Raw genomic sequence first — 16,735 nt, 5'->3', positions numbered from 1 at the left:
CTCACCTCACATTGATCGTCACTTCGGTCCCGTTGCTCAGCTCTGTCATCTGATGTCGCATCGACGATCCCGCCCCCTGATTGTCGGAAGCCGGGATGTATTTCACACTGGAACCAGCACCGCCTTCCTCAAATACCGCTGGTGGGTACTCGTCGCGATCAATCCCTTGCGCACGAGGAATGGCAGGGACGACCTTGACCGCTTGACGTCGCCGGCTTTCGGCGTTCTCCCGGTCGATCGTGACCTCGCTTGGGTGCTGGTGGCGTTTGCCGGGTACCAGCCGATCGCCACGCCAGGTTTTTCCGTTCTGCGCTTCTTCAGCGTGTTCCGCGGTCTTAGGGTAGCGCTCACGGCTGATCACCACGTGATGCCGAGGTTTCACCTTGCGCATCTTCTGAAACTCGTAAACCAGTTGGTACGGCAAAGTCACCCATCCCGCCGTCCGCAGTGCCGACTTTTCAGCCACCCGAGCGGGATTGCGAAGATCGATCAGATCGTCCTCGGACGCGTTCGCAGCCGCTTGCTCCACAGCCGCAGGAAGATTCTGAAAATCATCGAGAACTTCCCCGGGTTCGGCCCACAGCCGCGCAGGGTCGAGCTTCCACGCTACGTCCCCGAACTCGGCGAACTCATCGATGACGCCCTCACCAAAGTCGGTCACGCCATGCCACAACTGCCCCAGCCAACTCCGTGCCTCCACCAAGTCAGCCTTCGCATCAACGACCTTCACCCGCGCATCCTCACCCGCGGAGTACAACTGCTCGCGGGCCAAACGCAGCATCGACTCCGCATGCTCCCGCCCCTCGGCGCCCGGATCAACAAACGGCTCCAACGGGGAGCCGCCCGACGTCGCCCGGCCCGTTGCCTTCCGCTCGTACTCGGCTGCGGCTTTCGCCGTGGCGGCCTGAGCCTCCTCCCACACACGGATCGCCTCGGCGGCCTTCTTCTGTGCCCACTCCAGCACCTCCCGATGCACATCCAGCGCTTCGGCGGCGGCGGTGAAGGCATCGCCGGTGCGAATCCACTCCACGGGATAACCATCGAAAAAGTCGTGGAAGGCATCTGCGGCCTTGCCAACCCAGCCGCCATCGTCGATCCGACGCAAACCGTCGCCAGCCTCGACCAAGACCTGGCCATAACGGCGCAGCTGCTCGACGGTTCCTGCGACCGCACCCGAATCCCCCGGCACCAGTGCATGCGGGTCCCTGGTCTGACCCAACTCGGACATGCGCTACTCCCTTTGCGATGCTTCCTCAACCGCCACATCCCCCAGATGCGCTACACCGTTCTCATCCGCGGTCGCGTACTCGCCAGCAGAGTCAATCAGAAGCCGTGCCAGCAGCATCCCGTCCTCGGTCAGATACCCCGCAGCCTGCGCCGCCCGATCACAGAAATCGGCTATCTCGGTCGCCAAACCGGAATGGCCATAGACCTCCGGCGGGCCGTCGGCGCGCTCGATCTTGCCCGTCCTCACCTCATCAACGATCTCGGCAACTCCCAGACCAGCGTCCATCAAGGCGTCCAAATCCACCCGATAGCCCTGGCCACTGACAATGTCATCGGCCATGCAAACCCCCAGTTTCATCCCCTAATTGGCTCGCCAGGCTAGAACCATTCACGGCGTACACGGACCCGATCTAGATACGAACCCCCATTCGGAGTCCGTGCACCGACCGCAAGGGGCGCCCCTACCGGCGCACATTCCGGGGGAAGGCGAAGCGATGACGTTCACGATGGAACTCGACGACTCGACGCCGCTCGACGCGACTGACGTGCGGGCGGCGCTGACCTCCCAACAGGCCGATGATCGGGTGATCGTGGACCTCACCCACGACAACGGCGCCGAACGCCGCCCGGTCGCCGTCCGGAACCGGGGTGGTTAGCAACCCGGATCGGGGATGAACGGAGGTGATCCGTTCGACTACGGTAGGAAGCCACTCGATCACCAAGGAGAAGGCGATGAGTCGGACACTGAGCGATCGTTGGGCGGAGCTGGGGACCGCGTGGCACTGTACCGTCAACGGTGATCCGGTCGCTGTGCTCCACAGCCCCGCTGACGTGTTGACTTGGATGCGGACCCAGGCCATCAAGAACGGCCTTGATCGGTCACTGCTTTCTGATCCAACCCTGACCGGTGGTCGGCGTACCGCAATCAAGATCGTGGCTTCCCACGGTGAAACCGTTCAGATCAGCGGCAACGGCACAACCATTCGAGCGGAAGCGAGGCACGAGAATGGGGAGTCCGGCGAGCGACTGTCCGGCTAGCGCACAAGGTCACAACTACCAGCGGAATGACAAGGGCGAATGGCGCTGCGTCAACTGCGGCGCGGCGATGTGAGAGCGGAACCGCCCTCCACCTAACCGACCCGACACGGGCGCATCCGGGCGCTTGGCGCGACGGGCGTGTGTCACCTGGACGACCTATCACGACGCGATTTCCATGGAAATCGCACCGGATTTGATGGTGGCGACGTCGGTGAGGGGAAGGGCGTGTTCGGCGGCGAAGTCGGCTAGTTCCGACGCGGACGCGAGTGTTGTCGGGTCGCAGCGGCTGACCACGTGTGCATACGCGGCGACGGGTGTGGCCCCGGTACGTCGCACCAGCTCGCATGCCGCCTCGGGAATTGCCGCGCGGGCCAAGACCCCACCTTCCCTGGCGCGTACGGAGACGACATGTCCAGGCCGGGCAAGGTCATCAGGGCGGGTGGCGGGGCTTGCGAGCAGGCGGAGCACCCGAGCGCGATCAGCGGCGGAGATTCCCGTAGTGATGCCCGTCGCGGCATCGAATGAGACGCCGTAGTCATCGGCTGCGGGCGGCTGTCCCGGTGGTGCCAGGGACGGCACCCGCAGCCGTTCGTAGACCGCTGCGGGGGCCGCAGCGCAAATGAACCCCGAGGTGTGCTCGATGAGGAAGGCGACGTTGTGTGTCGTGCAGGCGGCGGCCGGCAGTACGAGCACACCCAGGTCGGCAGTCGCGTCGACCAGGACCGTCACACCATCGCTCATGCCAGCCACTCCTTTCGCACCTCGTCGTTGTGCTCGCCCAGGAGCGGCGAGGTTCGTACTTCGACTTCATGACCGCTGATCGAAACCGGGAAGGCGATCGTTTGGGTGGTCGCGCCGTTGGGCAGGTTCAGCGGGCGCACCAGACCCATCGCCTCGACGTGCGGATCGGCGAGGATCTCGGAAAAGGTGTTGATCGGCGCGCAGGGCACACCGGCCGCCTCGAACGCGGCCAGCCACGCGCCCGCGTCCTTCATGGCGAAAATGGGGCCGAGTAAGTCCGCGAGTTCATGCTGGTTTCGGGCACGCAGTTCTTGGCTTCGGAAGCGCGGATCGGCCGTCAGGTGCGATTGGCCGACGACTTCGCAGAAACGACGCCAGAGCTCGTTGTTGCCCGCGGCGACCACGAAGCTCTTGTCCGCCGCCCGGAAGGCGCGATACGGGGCGTTGCGCGGGTGCGCGGAGCCGAGACGCTTCGGGTCCCGCCCGGTGCCGAAGTACTCGCTGGTCTGGAGGGCGGAAATGCCCAGCAGTGTCCCCAGCATCGAGCAGTCGATCCGACCGCCCCGGCCGGTGTGTTTCGCCCGGTACACGGCGGCCGTCACCGTGTAGGCCGCATAAAGACCGGCGACGAAATCGCCTACCGGGACTCCGCACTTGACCGGTTCACGGTCTTCGTCTCCGGTGACGCTCATCAGCCCGCTGACCGCCTGGACGGTCACATCGAAGGCACCTCGCGTCGCATAGGGTCCAACCTGGCCGTAACCGGAGATCGAGCAATAGACCAGGCGAGGATTGAGCTCGCTGACCGCGCTATAGCCGAAGCCCAACCGTTCGAGTGTTCCCGGGCGGAAGTTCTCGATCAGCACGTCCGCGTTGCGGATGAGGTCGAGCACTATCTCCTTGTCCTCGCGGGATTTCAGGTCGACGGCGATGCTGCGCTTGCCGCGGTTGACCGAGGCGAAGTTACCGCTGTAGCGGTCTTCGCCGACCCCGTCCAGCAGCGGCGGCCACTGGCGCATGCCGTCGCCCTCGCCCGTGCGCTCGACCTTGACGACGTCGGCGCCGAGGTCGGCGAGAAGCGAGCCGGCGAACGGCCCGGCGGCGATCTGCCCGAATTCCAGGACGCGCAGGCCGGTCAGCGGTGCGCCGCTGGTCGAGCTGTCGGCGCGCATACCCATCAGCGGTTCCCCTTCCGCAGTCCGGCCTCGTGCATCAGCGGCACCACCTGCTCGCCGAAGAGTTGCAGGTCGGGCAAGTAGTCGAAGAAGTTGACCTGCATGCCGTCGCAGCCGGCATCGTGCAGCTTCGCGAACCACTCGACGATCTGCTCGGGGGTGCCGACGAGGTGGACGTTGCCGCCCACTACCCACTGCTCCCGGCTGTGGCCCCGCCAAGACTTGTTGTCTCCGCCGGTAAAGCCGGCGACGAAGTTGTCGGCGGCAACGGTGTCTTCGTTGTCCAGGATGCGGTGGTAGGCGGCCCAAGCCTCCTTCTCGCTCTCCCGGCAGATCACGTGCGGATTGATGACGGTGCGGACCTCGCGGCCGCGTGCGCGGGCCAGGTCCTTGATCTTCTTGTTGTGCGCCGGAAGCGTCTCGACCGCCTGGTGGGGATCGGCGCCACCGGGGCTGGTGATGAAGATCAGGTCGGAATAGGCGGCCGCGTACTCCAGTCCGGCCGGCGAAGACGCGGCGTTGACGAGCACCGGTCGGCCGCGCACCGGCTTGGGCAGGACGTGGGCGTCGCGCATCGACCAATGCTTTCCGTGCATGGTCACGTTTTCCTCGCTCGCCCACAAGACCTGCATCATCTCGGTGAATTCGGCGGCCATCGAGTAGCGCAGATCGTGCTCGATCGGCTCCAGCCCGAACATCCGGTATTCGCTGGGCTTGTAGCCGGTGACGACGTTGAGCCCCCACCGGCCGCCGCTGATGTGATCGATGCAAGCGCCGTATTTCGCCAGATGCACCGGATGCCACCCGTAGAGCACGTGGACGGTGCTGATCAGCAGCAGCTTTTCGGTTTGCGCCGCCAGGGCGGCCGAGCTGATCAGCGGGTCGAGCTCGTGCTCCCGGAAGTTCGTTTCTCCGCCGTAGCCGCCCTTGCCGAGCCATTGGCCGAGACCGAACGCGAGGTCAAAGCCGTATTTCTCGGCCTCTAGGGCGCACCGCGCGTTGTAGTCGTAGGTCCACGAAGTCCCCCGTGGTGCCGAAGACGGGCTCCACGCCCCCTCTTGCAGCGGAAGGAAAAGCCCGAGAATCAGCTTGTTCTGCAAGGCTTTTTCGAGCGGAGACACCTGGTCCGGTGCGAGAGTTTCCGACATTTCGATCCCTTCCTACGCGTGGGGCCGCCTATTTCTTCGCGGGAACAGCGGCGGATTTGGATTCGGCGCCCACCTTGCCGGGGTCATCGACGCTGGGCAGCAGCAGCAGCGCGACGAACGCGACAGCGCACATCACCATGAGGTAGATCGCAATGGGGACGGTGGAGTTGAAGGTGGCCATGAAGGCGGTCGCGACCAGCGCGGCGGGGCCGCCGGCCGTCACCGACGAAAGCTGGTACCCGAGCGAGGAACCGCTGTAGCGCACGTCCGGGGGGAAACTTTCCGCGATGAAGGAACTCTGCGGGCCGTATTGCATGTCGTGCACCACCAGCGAGAGGACGATGGCGATGACGATGAGCGGGAGACTGCCGGTCGTGAGCAGGCCGTAGTAGGGGATCGCGAAACAGAACATCACCACGAGCCCGATCTGCAGCATGCGCTTACGGCCGATTCGGTCCGAAACGGAGCCCCAGAACAACGTGGTTCCGAGCGAGATCGCGGCGGCCAGCATCACCGAAAGAAGCATTGTCGAACGCGGCTGGTGCAGGCTCGTGACCCCGAAGCTGAGCACGAACGTGGTGAACAGATAGAAACTCGCGTGCTGCCCGGCTCGCATCAGCGTCGTGCCCAGCACAGTCCGCCAGTGGTAGCGAAGGAGATGAGCCAGCGGTGCCTTCCGCAGGGCGCCGCTGTTCTTCGCCTGTTCGAACGAAGCCGTTTCCACCACCCGCAACCGCAGGTATAGCCCTATCGCGGTGAGGACGAGGCTGGCCAGGAACGGCAGGCGCCAACCCCAGGACTCGAATGCGTCGTTGGAGAGAAACCTGCTGCTTCCTTCGGTGACGATGGTGGCGATGATCAGCCCCAGTGGACTGCCGAATTGCGGGAGGCTGCCCATGAATCCGCGTTTGCCCTTGGCCGACTTCCATTCCGTGGCCAGCAGCACGGAACCACCCCAGTCGCCGCCAACACCGATGCCCTGGACTACCCGCAGAACCACGAGGATGACCGCGCCCCAGATGCCGATCACGGCGTGCGTGGGCGTGAGCCCCACGAAGAACGTGCCGGCGCCCATGAGAGTCATGGTCGCGATCAGCACTTTGCGCCTGCCCAGTCGGTCGCCGAAGTGTCCGAAGATCAGCGCGCCGATCGGCCGCACGGCGAACCCGGCGAAAAAGGTCGACAGCGCGAGCAGCGTCCCGGAGTAGGGGTTGTTGCCGGGGAAGAACAACTTGTTGAAGATCAGCGCGGCGGACAAGCCGTAAACGTAGAAGTCGTACCACTCGATGGCGCTGCCGACCGTCGATGCGAACGCGGCCTTACGCGCCTGGGACACATCGGAGTGCCGTGGGCCGTCGGTGGGGGAGCGGGTGTCGTCGTCGTGCATCCGAGACCTCCTTGTTTCGGAACGTGCACGCCTAACTTCAGCGCTTACGGGTGAGGCGGCGCTTCTCGCCTCGGAAAAACACAAGCGGCTCGCCCTCGGCGTGACCTGCCGCGATCACGCGGCCGACGAACAGCGTGTGATCACCGGCGGGGAAGGCGGAGTGGACAGCGCATTCGAACCAGCCCAACGCGTCCCGCAGCACCGGAGCGCCCAACGTGCCGGGATGGTGCGCGGCCTGCGCGAACTTGTCGTCGGAACGGCTGGCGAATTCGGCGCACAGCGCCGTGCCCTCGGGGTTGTCCGGAAGGACGTTGATGGCGAAGGTGCCCGAGCTTTCGATCGCTGCCCTTGTCCGGGACGACTCGGCCAGCGAGACGAGCATCAGCGGTGGGTCGAGGCTGACGCTGAGCACCGCGTTCGCGGCGCAGCCTTGGGGACGGTGTTCGGTGGTGCAAGTGATGATGGTGATGCCGGTGGCGAAGGTTCCGGCTACGGCCCGCAGCGTGGCGGCGTCGACCCCGGAGTGGGTGTTCTGCCGGTCCAGCAACATTGCTATCTCCTCGCGGTAGGCGAGTGACTGACTGCGTTCCGGGCGTCGTTCGCGCCCGTGAAAGCGTGTTAACCAGGATCGCAGCCTTCCCGGCGAGCGTCTTCGGGGACATTCACGATGGCGGCGGGCTTGTCTTGTGACGACGTGGCAAGTGCGGGCCTGAGTACTCAGGCTGCGGGAGCGGCGGAACCTGGCCTCAGTCCGCGAGGATCCCAGCGATACCTGACTTGTCGCCGAGCCAGCTGGTCTGCGTGCAGATCGGGAGGAGGCGGACGGCGAGCTGGAAGCGGAACGACTCCTCGGGCGAGGTCAGCGAAACGCCGGAGGCCCGCGTCGCTTGCTGGAGCCGGTAGTCGAGCGTGTTCGGATGGATGCCGAGGCGGTTCGCCGCGGCTTTCCGGTTCATGCCGAGGGTGAAATAGACGTAGAGCGTGCGGACCAGGTCGACCCGCCCCGTGCGGTCGGCGCCCAGGTGCTCCCCGAGCACGGTTTCGATGAACGTGTCGACCGGTTCGCCTTGCCGGAACAGATCGTAGAAAACGAGCGACTCGTAGGAGTGCACCCGCTGGCGGGGGAAAAGGATTTCACCGAGGGCACGGGCCCGCTCCGCCTCCCGCACCGCGTCAGCGAGGCCGGCCGCCGATGGCGTGGGCCGGCCAACGCCCGCGCTGATGACGCGGGTGTCGCCGAAGGAGCGGCCGACCGCGCCGCAGAGCAGGGCCTCCAGGCCGCCGGTCGCGGCAGTCGGCACGAGGATCACCGCGCCGCGCCGTAGCAGCCCCGCCGTGGCGGTGGGGATCAGGCGCCGGATCTCCTGCACGATTTCGAGCAGCGGGCCGTCGAGTGTGGACTCCGCGCGGCCGGTCGGCCCGACGACGGCGGCGACGTGGGGGATCGCGGGGTCGATACCCAGCGCGCGCAATGCCGCGTCTCGCTCGTCGGATGTCGCGAAATCGCCTTCGACGACCCGGGCGAGCAGTAGCTTCGTCGTTTCGAGGTGAGAGTTCAACATGCTGTCGCGTTCGGCCAGATACGCTTCCGCCGCTTCGCTGCTTACCCAGTCGATGTAGCGCAGCGTCCAGTCGGTGAGGACTCGGTGGTCCAGGTCGGGGCGGCTCTCGCTGAGCTTCTCCCACATCGCGCGTGCACCGATCCGGTAGGCCCGAAGCATGGCATCCAGCGCGATGCCCTGGTGCACCCGTCGGCGCGCGGCGTCGGCGAGCGATGCCAGGTCCCCGCTGCTGGGACGCCGCTGATGGACTACGGCGTGCACGTAGATCCGCGCGTTGGCCACGTTGGTCTGCACCACGTCGGCGAGCACGGCTTCGTCAAGATCCGCGTAGTCGGGGTTGGCGGCTCGGATCGCGTCGGTCACGTAGTGGCCGATCTCGCCGAAATCTTCTAACCGGGGTTGCGGCGTCGTCACGGCGGCGGCCCTCCAAGTAGTGCGATGTCTACGTTGACGCACCAGGCGGCAGACCTGAGGGCACACGCTAACACAGCGCCCGAACGCCGCCGCGAACTTGACCTTTTGGCGAGAGAGCCTGCCAGAGATCTTGGACCGCGAGGTCGCGGCGGCGTAGCGGGGGACGGACGAATCCCAGATCGATGACGTCTTCGTCGAGCGCGCGCAGCTGGTCATTGGATTCCATCTCGTGGACCGAAAGCCGCACCTGCGGTGCTTGTTCGCGTAACCGGCGGACTACCGCGGGTAGCACTCCGTACAACGCGGGAGCCGACGAAGGCGATCCGCACGTGCCCGGCCTCGCCGGAGCGGATTCGTTCCGCCGTCAGCCGAACCCGGTCCGGCTGCGCGATGGCCCGGCGGGTTTCGGCGAGCAGGGTGCGGCCGGCCTTGGTCAGCGCCACCTTGCGCCGGTTCCGTTCGAACAGGGCGAACCCGACCTGGTGTTCCAGGTGTCCGGATTCGCCGATGTGCGCTCCTACCGGGTGTGGGTGGAGCTGCGCGACGCCGAAGATCTGCGCGAGTCGGCCCAGCGCGGCGCGCACGCCCCGCGGCCCTCCCAGTACGACCGCCAGGAGCAGGACACGTTGCTGCGCTCGATTCTTGGCGATCGCGGCCTTCTCGATGGCCGCATCGGCACCGACCTGCGGTACGTGCTGCACGACACCGTCAGCAGGGTCGCGTCGTTCGCACCGGACCTGTCCTGGGCGGATATGACCGATGACCTGTACGAGCTTCGAAGCGTCAAGTACGACTTCGAAGTGGAACGGCTCCGCCGGGCAACCGAACTCTCCGAAGCGGGTACGTTGCACGCCGTATCCGGGTATGTACCCGGGATGACCGCTTTGGACATGCGGCACCGGTATGTGCAAGGCGTGCTCGACAAGGCGATGTCCTCGCCGCGTTACGCGGATTACACGGACCAGTGGGTGCTGCCCGCAGTCGGATCCGGAACCAAGATCGGAGTCGATTCCGAACAGGGGCACGGTCTCACCGACGGCGATCTGATCAAATTCGACTGCGGAGTCACGGTCGGCGGATATCGCGGCGACGGCGGCCGGACCTTCGCCTACCGCACGGCCCGCCCCGCGGCGCGCAAGCTTTACGACGTGCTGGCCGAAGCGCATGAAGGAACTGGCCCGCGACGCGGTTCGGCCGGGCGTGCCGGTGCACGAGATCTTCACCGCCGCACAGCAACACATTCGCAATCACGGCTACCCGCGGTTCAATCGTGGTCACTACGGCCACTCCGTGGGCATCGACACCTTCCACGAAGAGCCGCCGTACCTCTCGGCCACCGAGGAACGACTGCTCGTGCCCGGCATGGTGCTGGCCTTGGAGACACCCGCCTACTCGGCCGACACCGGCGCGATCAAGATCGAGGACCTGGTGCTGGTGACCACCGGTGGGCACGAACTCCTGCACGACCTGCCGCACCAGTTGACCGTGGTGGGCTGGCCGATGACCGACGCCATCGCTTTGGAGCGCCAGCACAGCGCCCACAACTACGATCCGCTTCCCGTCGTGGTCGCCGAGGCGGACGCCGCCTGGGTCACCGACGTTCTGCTCATCGCCAGCGAGATCCATAGTGGACTGCCGGTATCGACATCGACCCGAGCCTTGGTAGCGCGCGGCGTAGCTTAGTCGGCACGTCGATCGAGTGGTACGACTTTTTCCTTTACGGGTCCGCCGCCTTGGTGTTCAACAAAGTCTTCTTCCCGAACACCGATCCCCTGACTGGCACGCTGCTCGCGTTCGCGACCTACGTCGTCGCCTTCGTCGCCCGCCCGCTCGGCGGAATCCTATTCGGACATCTCGGCGACCGGTACGGACGCAAGTCCACATTGGTCGCCACCGTGCTGCTCATGGGAATTCGACCTTCCTGATGGGCGTCCTGCCCGGCTATCAGACGTTCGGCACCCTGGCTCCGGTCCTGCTGGTGCTGCTGCGGTTCTGCCAGGGGCTCGGTCTGGGCGGCGGGTGGGGAGGGGCAGTCGCGATGGTCGCGGAGCACGGCGAGGCAGCGGGCGGCGCCGGCCGCCGAGGCTTCTTCACCAGCTGGCCCGAGATCGGCGTGCCGGCAGGCAACCTGCTCGCCGTGGGTGCCCCTCGCGGTCAGCAGCGGTCTGCTTCCCGAGGATGCCTTCAACGCCTGGGGTTGGCGCCTGCCCTTCTTGTTCAGCGCCGTGCTGATCCTGGTAAGCATCTGAATCCGCAAGACGGTCAGCGAATCACCGATGTTCGAGCAGGCCGAGAGCCAGGAGGACAAGCGTCGGCCGCTGCGGGAGGTCTTCCGGCACCACCGTCGTCCACTGCTGATCAGATCGGGATTCGCATCGGCTCAGACGTCTCTTACTACACCTTTGCTCTCTTCTCCATCACGTATGTGACCCAGCGGCTCGGCCTGAGCAAGTCCTTGGTGCTCAACGGCGTCATGGTCGCGTCGGTCGTGCAACTGGTGGCGATCCCGTACTTCGGCGCGCTGTCGGACCGGGTCGGGCGCAGGCCGATCTACCTTGCGGGCGCGATCGGCGTGGCGGTCTGGGGCTTCGCCTTCTTCCCGCTGCTCGACACCGGTTCCGAGATCCTGGCCATCACCGCGGTGACCGTCGGCCTGCTGTTCCAGGCGGCCATGTTCGGGCCGATGGGCGCCTACATCTCCGAGCTCTTTCCCACCTCGGTCCGCTACAGCGGCTCCTCCATCGGCTACCAGCTCGCCGGGGTCGTCGGCGGCAGCGTCGCCCCGCTGATTGGCGTCGCACTGCTCACCGCTTTCGGCAGCGGGCAAGCCGTCGCGTACACCGCGATTGCGGCCACGATCACCATCGTGGTGGTCGACGAAACCTCCCGCAACTCGCTCGCCAACGGACCCGACGAGACCACGACGACACCACTTGCCGCCCCGCCGAATCCGAGCAGCCGGTGACACCGCAAGGTCTCTAGCGGTACTTCACCGCCCAGGGCCGACGCCGCTACTCACGCCCCGGTAGCTGAGTGACGGGTACCAGTCGTTCCGGCCCATCGGGGTCAGGTCGAGGACGTGCCAGACCGGGCTGAGCAGGTCGATACCGCGTTCGCCGATGTCGTCGGCCATCCGCGGGTGCGTCGTGTAGACGTGGCGCACCGAGCCGCTGTCGTCGCGCCGGAAGACCGACACCGTCGAATCCTGGTTACCTTCGGCGTCCTCGCTGGCGAGGTCGTATTTGAAGGCGTTCGAAGCCGCGCTGAGCAGCCGCAGGTTCGTCCACCGCCGGTTCCTGGCGTGTTGCCGCAGGGTGGGTAGGTCGGCCGCGGCGACGATGGCGAAGTCGATGTTCTGCGCGAGGTGCGGGGCGACTCCGTTGAACCCGTCGATCCACATGGTGCACATCGGGCACGGTTGGGTTTGTTGTTTCCCGTACATGAAGTGGTAGATGACGAGGTCCCGGCCGGGCTCGGTGAACAGTTCGCTCAGCCGTACCGTCCGCGTCGGAGTGTCACCGGCATCGAGATCCGCGGGCCCCTCCTCGAAGGTGTAGTCCTCAAGGAGGGGCCCGGACGGTAGCTCACGTCGCAGTTCGGCAACCCGTTCGCGATGCCGCATTAGGTCGATCTCGGCCTGACGCAAATCTTCGCGAGCTTCGTGGTACTCGGAGGACTCCGTGGTGAGATTGGTTTGACGCATTGCTTACCTCCGTGGGTGCTGTAGCCATCGTCTTCCCGCGCGCGGCAGCTCGCCAGTGCGGCCTCCTCGGCCGCGAGGACGCCAGTTTCGGCAACATGGTCGAATAACCGCTGAGTCGCGTGATCAACCTGTGCACCGAGTGACGTGTGGGACTGTCGTGAGCGGCGTCTCGGTCACCGCCGCTGCTTGCGGCGGCGCGACCGGCATCCCGCTTGTGCCGTGCCGGGGCGCCGGGCTCGACGGCGGGCGTGAACCAGTCGCCGGGTTGTTTGGAAAGATCTCGCCCGTCCACAAGACTCCGGCGGCGATGATTCCGGTGCGGCGGTGTCTGCCTGCCATGCCTAGGATTCCCCTTTCTTCGTGTTCGCGATCGCGTGGCATTCCTCGCACGACTCCCACCCTTCCGGCGGGTGCTCGTCGGGTCCCCAACCGATCTGGCCACAGAACCCGAGCACGACCTTTCTGCCCTCGTAATCTGCTTGCGTCGCATCGGAATACGCGAGGTGAACGACGCACTCCCGCCACGAAGGCGCGAACCGGATCGATCGTCGCGCCGCCGTGACCCCGAGGTCCTGCGCCGCCGGTTTCGCGAGCGACTGCGGTGCCGGAGGCATACCTTCGGCCTCCGCGCGGCTCTTCGACGGCACGTCGCTGGCGAGTACGGCGCTCATGAAGCACGTCATGCACGGAGCACCCGTGAACCGGCCGACGATTTCCGTGTCATCCCGAGTGATCCGGTCGCCACACACGGCGACCCACACGACCGGATCACCGCTGCCTGAGACTCGGTTTACTTCGCCGGGCGCATCCCCGCTGGCATCCACGGTCCGGGTCGTGGCCGAGGAAGTCTCGTCGGGCACACGGTAGGCATGGACCTGCGGCGGGCCGCCGAGCGCCGACGTGGCGTCCCGGCGGCGCGCCAGAACGACCCTGCGCCGCGCCAGCTTGCCGATACGAAGGCACGGTTGGAGGTCGCCCAGGGCGAGCGAGATCAGCTCGCTGCGGTCCTGCGCTCGGTCGCCGACCGGGCTAAACGCGGCGTTGAAGGCGCCATGCTCCGCCGGCAAGCTCAGTACCTTGTCGCAGAGCATGCCAAGTCGGCGGACTGGGTTTCACAGATGCGTGCAGCCGACGTGCGCGCAGCGCGAGACATCCGCGAGTGGTCGCCTGAGTGGGCAGTCACGAGATCGCGCGCCATCAGCGCCGCGGCTGCAGGCGACTTGGAGCCGCTGTCGCGGTTCATAGAGCAGGGCCTTGGAACCGAGGACGCGGTGAAGGCAAACCTTGCGTATTGGGCTTACTGGGTCGGCGAGATCCCGGAGCGGTGGATCAGCGATGCCGCCATGCTGACTAATGGTCAGCCCTGGTCCGGCGAGCTGCTTCTCGGCTCACTCCTAGACGGACTGGAGCACGCTCCATACCGCGACCTCTGCGCTCACGCGTTGAACGCACTAATTCCCTTCCGGCGTGGGCTGGACCGGCCAGATCTCCGTCGTCGCGTGCTCGACACAGTCGATCGGGCCACTGCCTCGAACGAGTTCGCCCGCAGTTCCCTTCGTAAACTTGACCAGCTCTCCTACGCACTGAGGAGCCCCCATGCCTGACCAGCGTTTCGCCGAGATCATCGCGTTCGCGTACGAAACTGGCCACCTGAAGCACACGCCCCGAACCGGCTGGCTCCTGGGAGGTGTGCGCAACGGGGAAAGCGTGGCTGAGCACTCCTACCGCGTCGGCGTGCTCGCCTACGTCATCGCCGCTTGCGAGGGCGCGAACGCGGAACGGGCAGCCACGCTTGGGCTCTTCCACGACCTGCCCGAGACCCGAATCGGTGACATCCCGAGCGTTGGCAAGAAGTACGTGACCACTGCCTCTGCCCACGAGCTCATCTCGGAGCAGACTTCGGGGCTACCCGAAAACCTCCGGGATCGGATCATTGCCGCCATAGATGAACACGAGTCGGCAAAGACGGGCGACGCCACGCTTGAGGCTCAGTGCAGCCGCGACGCCGACAAGCTGGAATGTCTGCTTCAAGCACGTGAGTACCAGCGCGAGGGCTACACCCAGCTCGATGAGTGGGTGCGCTCCAGCGCGGAAGCGATGACTACGATTACCGGTAAGGCGCTCGCCTCAGCTGCGATGGAGGTCTCCCCTGGAGAGTGGTGGGGCTCGTTTGCGAGCGCTGTTGGACGACCCTGAGGCGTCAACGAAGCCGAACACCTCGAAACAGAGATCAGGAAAGCCGGAAGGAAGTTCGGCAGGAGTCGCACGGCTGACCGCCTTCGGTAGTGGGCAAGCGGTCGCCTTGTACACCGCGACGCCTCGTCACCGGTGACTAGATCAGGCGGCTGGTGAAGCCCGCGTCGACCAGGCGCTGGTAGGCGGCATGGACGTGCTCGGGCACGTCTTGCTCGATGGCGAAGCCGCGGCGGGCGTACTCGGTGATCCGCTGGGTGTCGCCAACCAGCATGTTGATCACGCGGTTGACGTCGCCGATGCTGGCGATGTACTCGTCGAGCGACAACGGCCGGGCGGAGCACACGACGTCGACCTCGGGCCAGACCTTGCGGCAGGTCGCGTAGGCACGTCGCTGTTGGTAGGGCCGGGAGATCAGCATGACCGACGCGGGCTGGATACCCGCGTCGGCGAGGACCTGACGGCTGTTGGTGAGGTTCTGGCTGGTGTTGGTCGCCTCGGTCTCGATCAGGATCGCCTCGGCGGGCACGCCGAGGCTGATGGCGTGTTCGCGGTAGTGGACGGCCTCGCCGCGGGGGAACCGCTCGATCGTGGTCGGTGCGTTCGCGCCGGTGAACGCGATGTGCGGAAACATGCCCTGCTGGTACAGCTCGGCGGCGTGGATCGCGACGCCAAGGTCGTGGGAGCCGAGGCCAATGCCGACGTCGCAGCGGCGCGGCCGGTGGCCCATGTCGTGGTAGGCCCACAGGGTCTCGACGTCGGCGCGCAGGTCCTGGGCAAGCTCGCTGGTTTCCATGCCGAGGCACTTTACGGTCGGCGCGGGTCGGTGCCGTGCACGCCCATGCGGTAGGCGAGCTCGATGGCGTGGCCCGCGGGCCGCGGGAGTCTGATCATCTCCCGCACGAGGATGCGGGAGAGTCGGTGGTAGCGGACCTGTTCGGGGGCGTACTGCTCGGCGTCGAGCAGTAGCGTGAGGGCGTCGTTGGCACGGTTCCACCGGACGTAGGCGCGGGCGGTCTCGATGGCGTGGCGGACCCGGCGCTCGACAGGCAGAGCATGGGTGTCGATGCGGGGGCCGAGGTCGACGGCGACCTGGACGTCGCCCAGTTCCATCGCGGCGGTGACGCGGTGGACGTTGACGTTGGTGGGGCCGAATGCGGTCCACATGTGGTTGGCGTCGTGGCCGAGCCGGGTCGCGGCCTTGTCGGCTTCGGTGAGGAAAGTGGTGGTGTCGGCGCGATCCTCGCGGCGGGACGAGGCGACCGCGCCGACCAGGTGCAGCATCCCGTACACCGATAGGTACTCCGGAGTCGCGTCGCCGAGGCCAGGTTCGAGATGGTCGGCGGCGGCGCGGGCGAGCGCGACCGCCTGCTCGAACTCGCCGATCGACAGCAGGGCATGCGCCACCGACCGGTACAGCGACCCGATCATGAGGTCGTCGCCGCTGGTGTGGGCGGCGGCCAGGCCGCGGCTGGCCGAGATCGCCGCCAGGTCAGCCTCGCCGAGCTTGGTCAGGAACGCGGTGGCCAGCTGGTGGGCGCTGGCGGCCAGCGCATGCGCGCGCAGCCCGTCGTCACTGCCCCGCCCATGGTGCTGGCAGGCGGCCTGAGCGTCGGTGATCAGCAGCGGGAGGCGCTGGGTCAGGCGGGCGTAGCGGGAGTTCTGGTAGTCGCCCCACTGCGCGGCGATCTCGGCCGCCAGCGCGTCCAAACGGGGCGGTTCGCCTGGCTGCGGGCCGGAGAGGAACTGGCGGTGGTCCATCAGCGCCACCCGCAGCGCGGGCACGGTGCGGCGACCGGACTCGTCGGCCCAGGCCATCAGCACCGGCTCGCCGATCAGGTCCCCGAGGGAGATGTCCAAGGCGAACGCCAATCTGCGCAGCACGGACAGCCGGTCCAGTGGGAGCACCTCGTGCTCGACCTTGCGCAACCAGTCCTCGCTGCGGCCGACCAGTCCGGCCAGCACGGTCTGGGTCAGACCGCGCCGCTGCCGGTAGAACGCCACGCGCTCACCGATCGTCATGTCGTCGGTCATCCCTCGCACGGGGTTAACCTCCCAGCTCCGACGGCAACGGCCCCAGAGAATTCCTCCCGGTTCGCCACATCGGTCGCACCTAACGTGCGGAAATGACCACTCCGCGTGATCCC

Annotated in this window: 18 protein-coding genes and 2 pseudogenes; 6 read left to right on the top strand and 14 right to left on the bottom strand. The window is 66.3% G+C overall.

Features of this window, described 5'->3' with window-relative positions; translation table 11 throughout:
- Position 1: 1 nt before the first annotated feature.
- Together BJ970_RS35080 and BJ970_RS35075 are read right to left on the bottom strand one after the other, a co-directional pair.
- Complete coding sequence (locus tag BJ970_RS35080; protein WP_184732192.1) at positions 2-1,228, bottom strand: putative T7SS-secreted protein; 1,227 nt, start codon at positions 1,226-1,228, stop codon at positions 2-4.
- Between the two features lie 3 nt (positions 1,229-1,231).
- Entirely contained in the window at positions 1,232-1,567 is a 336-nt protein-coding gene (locus BJ970_RS35075; RefSeq protein WP_184732190.1) for a hypothetical protein, read from the bottom strand.
- 154 nt (positions 1,568-1,721) lie between these two features.
- Here BJ970_RS35075 and BJ970_RS35070 point away from each other — a divergent pair, with 154 nt between their 5' ends.
- On the top strand, positions 1,722-1,883 hold the full coding sequence (locus tag BJ970_RS35070) for a hypothetical protein (protein WP_184732188.1): 162 nt from the start codon (positions 1,722-1,724) through the stop codon (positions 1,881-1,883).
- 541 nt (positions 1,884-2,424) lie between these two features.
- On the opposite strand, the gene BJ970_RS35065 is transcribed toward BJ970_RS35070, so the two are convergent.
- The 8 genes from BJ970_RS35065 to BJ970_RS35030 all read right to left on the bottom strand — a co-directional run bounded on the left by BJ970_RS35065 (position 2,425) and on the right by BJ970_RS35030 (position 9,543).
- A complete protein-coding gene (locus tag BJ970_RS35065; RefSeq protein ID WP_184732186.1) occupies positions 2,425-3,006 on the bottom strand; it encodes a 3,4-dihydroxy-2-butanone-4-phosphate synthase in 582 nt (193 codons plus the stop codon).
- Positions 3,003-4,184, bottom strand: a complete 1,182-nt coding sequence (locus BJ970_RS35060; protein WP_246471963.1) for a CaiB/BaiF CoA transferase family protein — start codon at positions 4,182-4,184, stop codon at positions 3,003-3,005. The genes BJ970_RS35065 and BJ970_RS35060 overlap by 4 nt, the downstream gene beginning before the upstream one ends.
- Positions 4,184-5,329 carry an LLM class flavin-dependent oxidoreductase gene (locus BJ970_RS35055; RefSeq protein ID WP_184732184.1) on the bottom strand — a complete coding sequence of 382 codons (1,146 nt, stop codon included), beginning with the start codon at positions 5,327-5,329 and terminating at the stop codon, positions 4,184-4,186. Before BJ970_RS35055 ends, BJ970_RS35060 begins: the two co-directional genes overlap by 1 nt.
- Before the next feature lie 28 nt (positions 5,330-5,357).
- A complete protein-coding gene (locus tag BJ970_RS35050; protein WP_184732182.1) occupies positions 5,358-6,716 on the bottom strand; it encodes an MFS transporter in 1,359 nt (452 codons plus the stop codon).
- Between the two features lie 37 nt (positions 6,717-6,753).
- A complete protein-coding gene (locus BJ970_RS35045) occupies positions 6,754-7,266 on the bottom strand; it encodes a flavin reductase family protein (protein ID WP_184732180.1) in 513 nt (170 codons plus the stop codon).
- A 196-nt stretch (positions 7,267-7,462) separates the two neighbouring features.
- On the bottom strand, positions 7,463-8,692 hold the full coding sequence (locus BJ970_RS35040) for a PucR family transcriptional regulator (RefSeq protein WP_184732178.1): 1,230 nt from the start codon (positions 8,690-8,692) through the stop codon (positions 7,463-7,465).
- Positions 8,693-8,759: 67 nt separating this feature from the next.
- Positions 8,760-8,939, bottom strand: a complete 180-nt coding sequence (locus tag BJ970_RS40305; protein ID WP_376775175.1) for a type 2 periplasmic-binding domain-containing protein — start codon at positions 8,937-8,939, stop codon at positions 8,760-8,762.
- On the bottom strand, positions 8,905-9,543 hold the full coding sequence (locus tag BJ970_RS35030) for a type 2 periplasmic-binding domain-containing protein (protein WP_184732649.1): 639 nt from the start codon (positions 9,541-9,543) through the stop codon (positions 8,905-8,907). Before BJ970_RS35030 ends, BJ970_RS40305 begins: the two co-directional genes overlap by 35 nt.
- On the opposite strand from BJ970_RS35030, the pseudogene BJ970_RS40300 reads away from it, so the two are divergent.
- The 3 genes and pseudogenes from BJ970_RS40300 to BJ970_RS35020 all read left to right on the top strand — a co-directional run.
- Positions 9,445-9,801, top strand: a pseudogene (locus BJ970_RS40300) (M24 family metallopeptidase); the annotation flags it as partial. The gene BJ970_RS35030 and the pseudogene BJ970_RS40300 overlap by 99 nt on opposite strands.
- 55 nt (positions 9,802-9,856) lie before the next feature.
- Positions 9,857-10,375: a M24 family metallopeptidase gene (locus BJ970_RS40295; protein ID WP_376775174.1), complete on the top strand. Its 519-nt coding sequence runs from the start codon at positions 9,857-9,859 to the stop codon at positions 10,373-10,375.
- A pseudogene (locus tag BJ970_RS35020) lies at positions 10,333-11,657 on the top strand (MFS transporter). The gene BJ970_RS40295 and the pseudogene BJ970_RS35020 overlap by 43 nt, the downstream one beginning before the upstream one ends.
- A gap of 24 nt (positions 11,658-11,681) precedes the next feature.
- Here the strand turns inward: BJ970_RS35020 and BJ970_RS35015 are convergent.
- A complete protein-coding gene (locus BJ970_RS35015) occupies positions 11,682-12,395 on the bottom strand; it encodes a DUF899 family protein (RefSeq protein WP_184732174.1) in 714 nt (237 codons plus the stop codon).
- Positions 12,396-12,736: 341 nt separating this feature from the next.
- Positions 12,737-13,462: a hypothetical protein gene (locus BJ970_RS35010; protein ID WP_184732172.1), complete on the bottom strand. Its 726-nt coding sequence runs from the start codon at positions 13,460-13,462 to the stop codon at positions 12,737-12,739.
- Positions 13,463-13,513: 51 nt separating this feature from the next.
- Between BJ970_RS35010 and BJ970_RS35005 the strand changes: the two genes are divergently transcribed.
- Positions 13,514-13,999 (top strand): hypothetical protein, encoded by a 486-nt coding sequence (locus BJ970_RS35005; protein ID WP_184732170.1) that lies wholly within the window; start codon positions 13,514-13,516, stop codon positions 13,997-13,999.
- Entirely contained in the window at positions 13,992-14,591 is a 600-nt protein-coding gene (locus tag BJ970_RS35000; protein WP_184732168.1) for an HD domain-containing protein, read from the top strand. The genes BJ970_RS35005 and BJ970_RS35000 overlap by 8 nt, the downstream gene beginning before the upstream one ends.
- A gap of 136 nt (positions 14,592-14,727) precedes the next feature.
- Here the strand turns inward: BJ970_RS35000 and BJ970_RS34995 are convergent, their stop codons facing one another.
- Together BJ970_RS34995 and BJ970_RS34990 are read right to left on the bottom strand one after the other, a co-directional pair.
- Positions 14,728-15,384 carry a YdcF family protein gene (locus BJ970_RS34995; RefSeq protein WP_184732166.1) on the bottom strand — a complete coding sequence of 219 codons (657 nt, stop codon included), beginning with the start codon at positions 15,382-15,384 and terminating at the stop codon, positions 14,728-14,730.
- 11 nt (positions 15,385-15,395) lie between these two features.
- Complete coding sequence (locus BJ970_RS34990) at positions 15,396-16,622, bottom strand: helix-turn-helix domain-containing protein (protein ID WP_184732164.1); 1,227 nt, start codon at positions 16,620-16,622, stop codon at positions 15,396-15,398.
- Positions 16,623-16,735: the final 113 nt, after the last annotated feature.

Origin of the sequence: Saccharopolyspora phatthalungensis, assembly GCF_014203395.1 — a bacterium.
GTDB classification, from domain to species: domain Bacteria; phylum Actinomycetota; class Actinomycetes; order Mycobacteriales; family Pseudonocardiaceae; genus Saccharopolyspora; species Saccharopolyspora phatthalungensis.
Note: the sequence above shows the minus strand (reverse complement) of the source record. Positions and strands in the feature narration are given on the sequence as shown.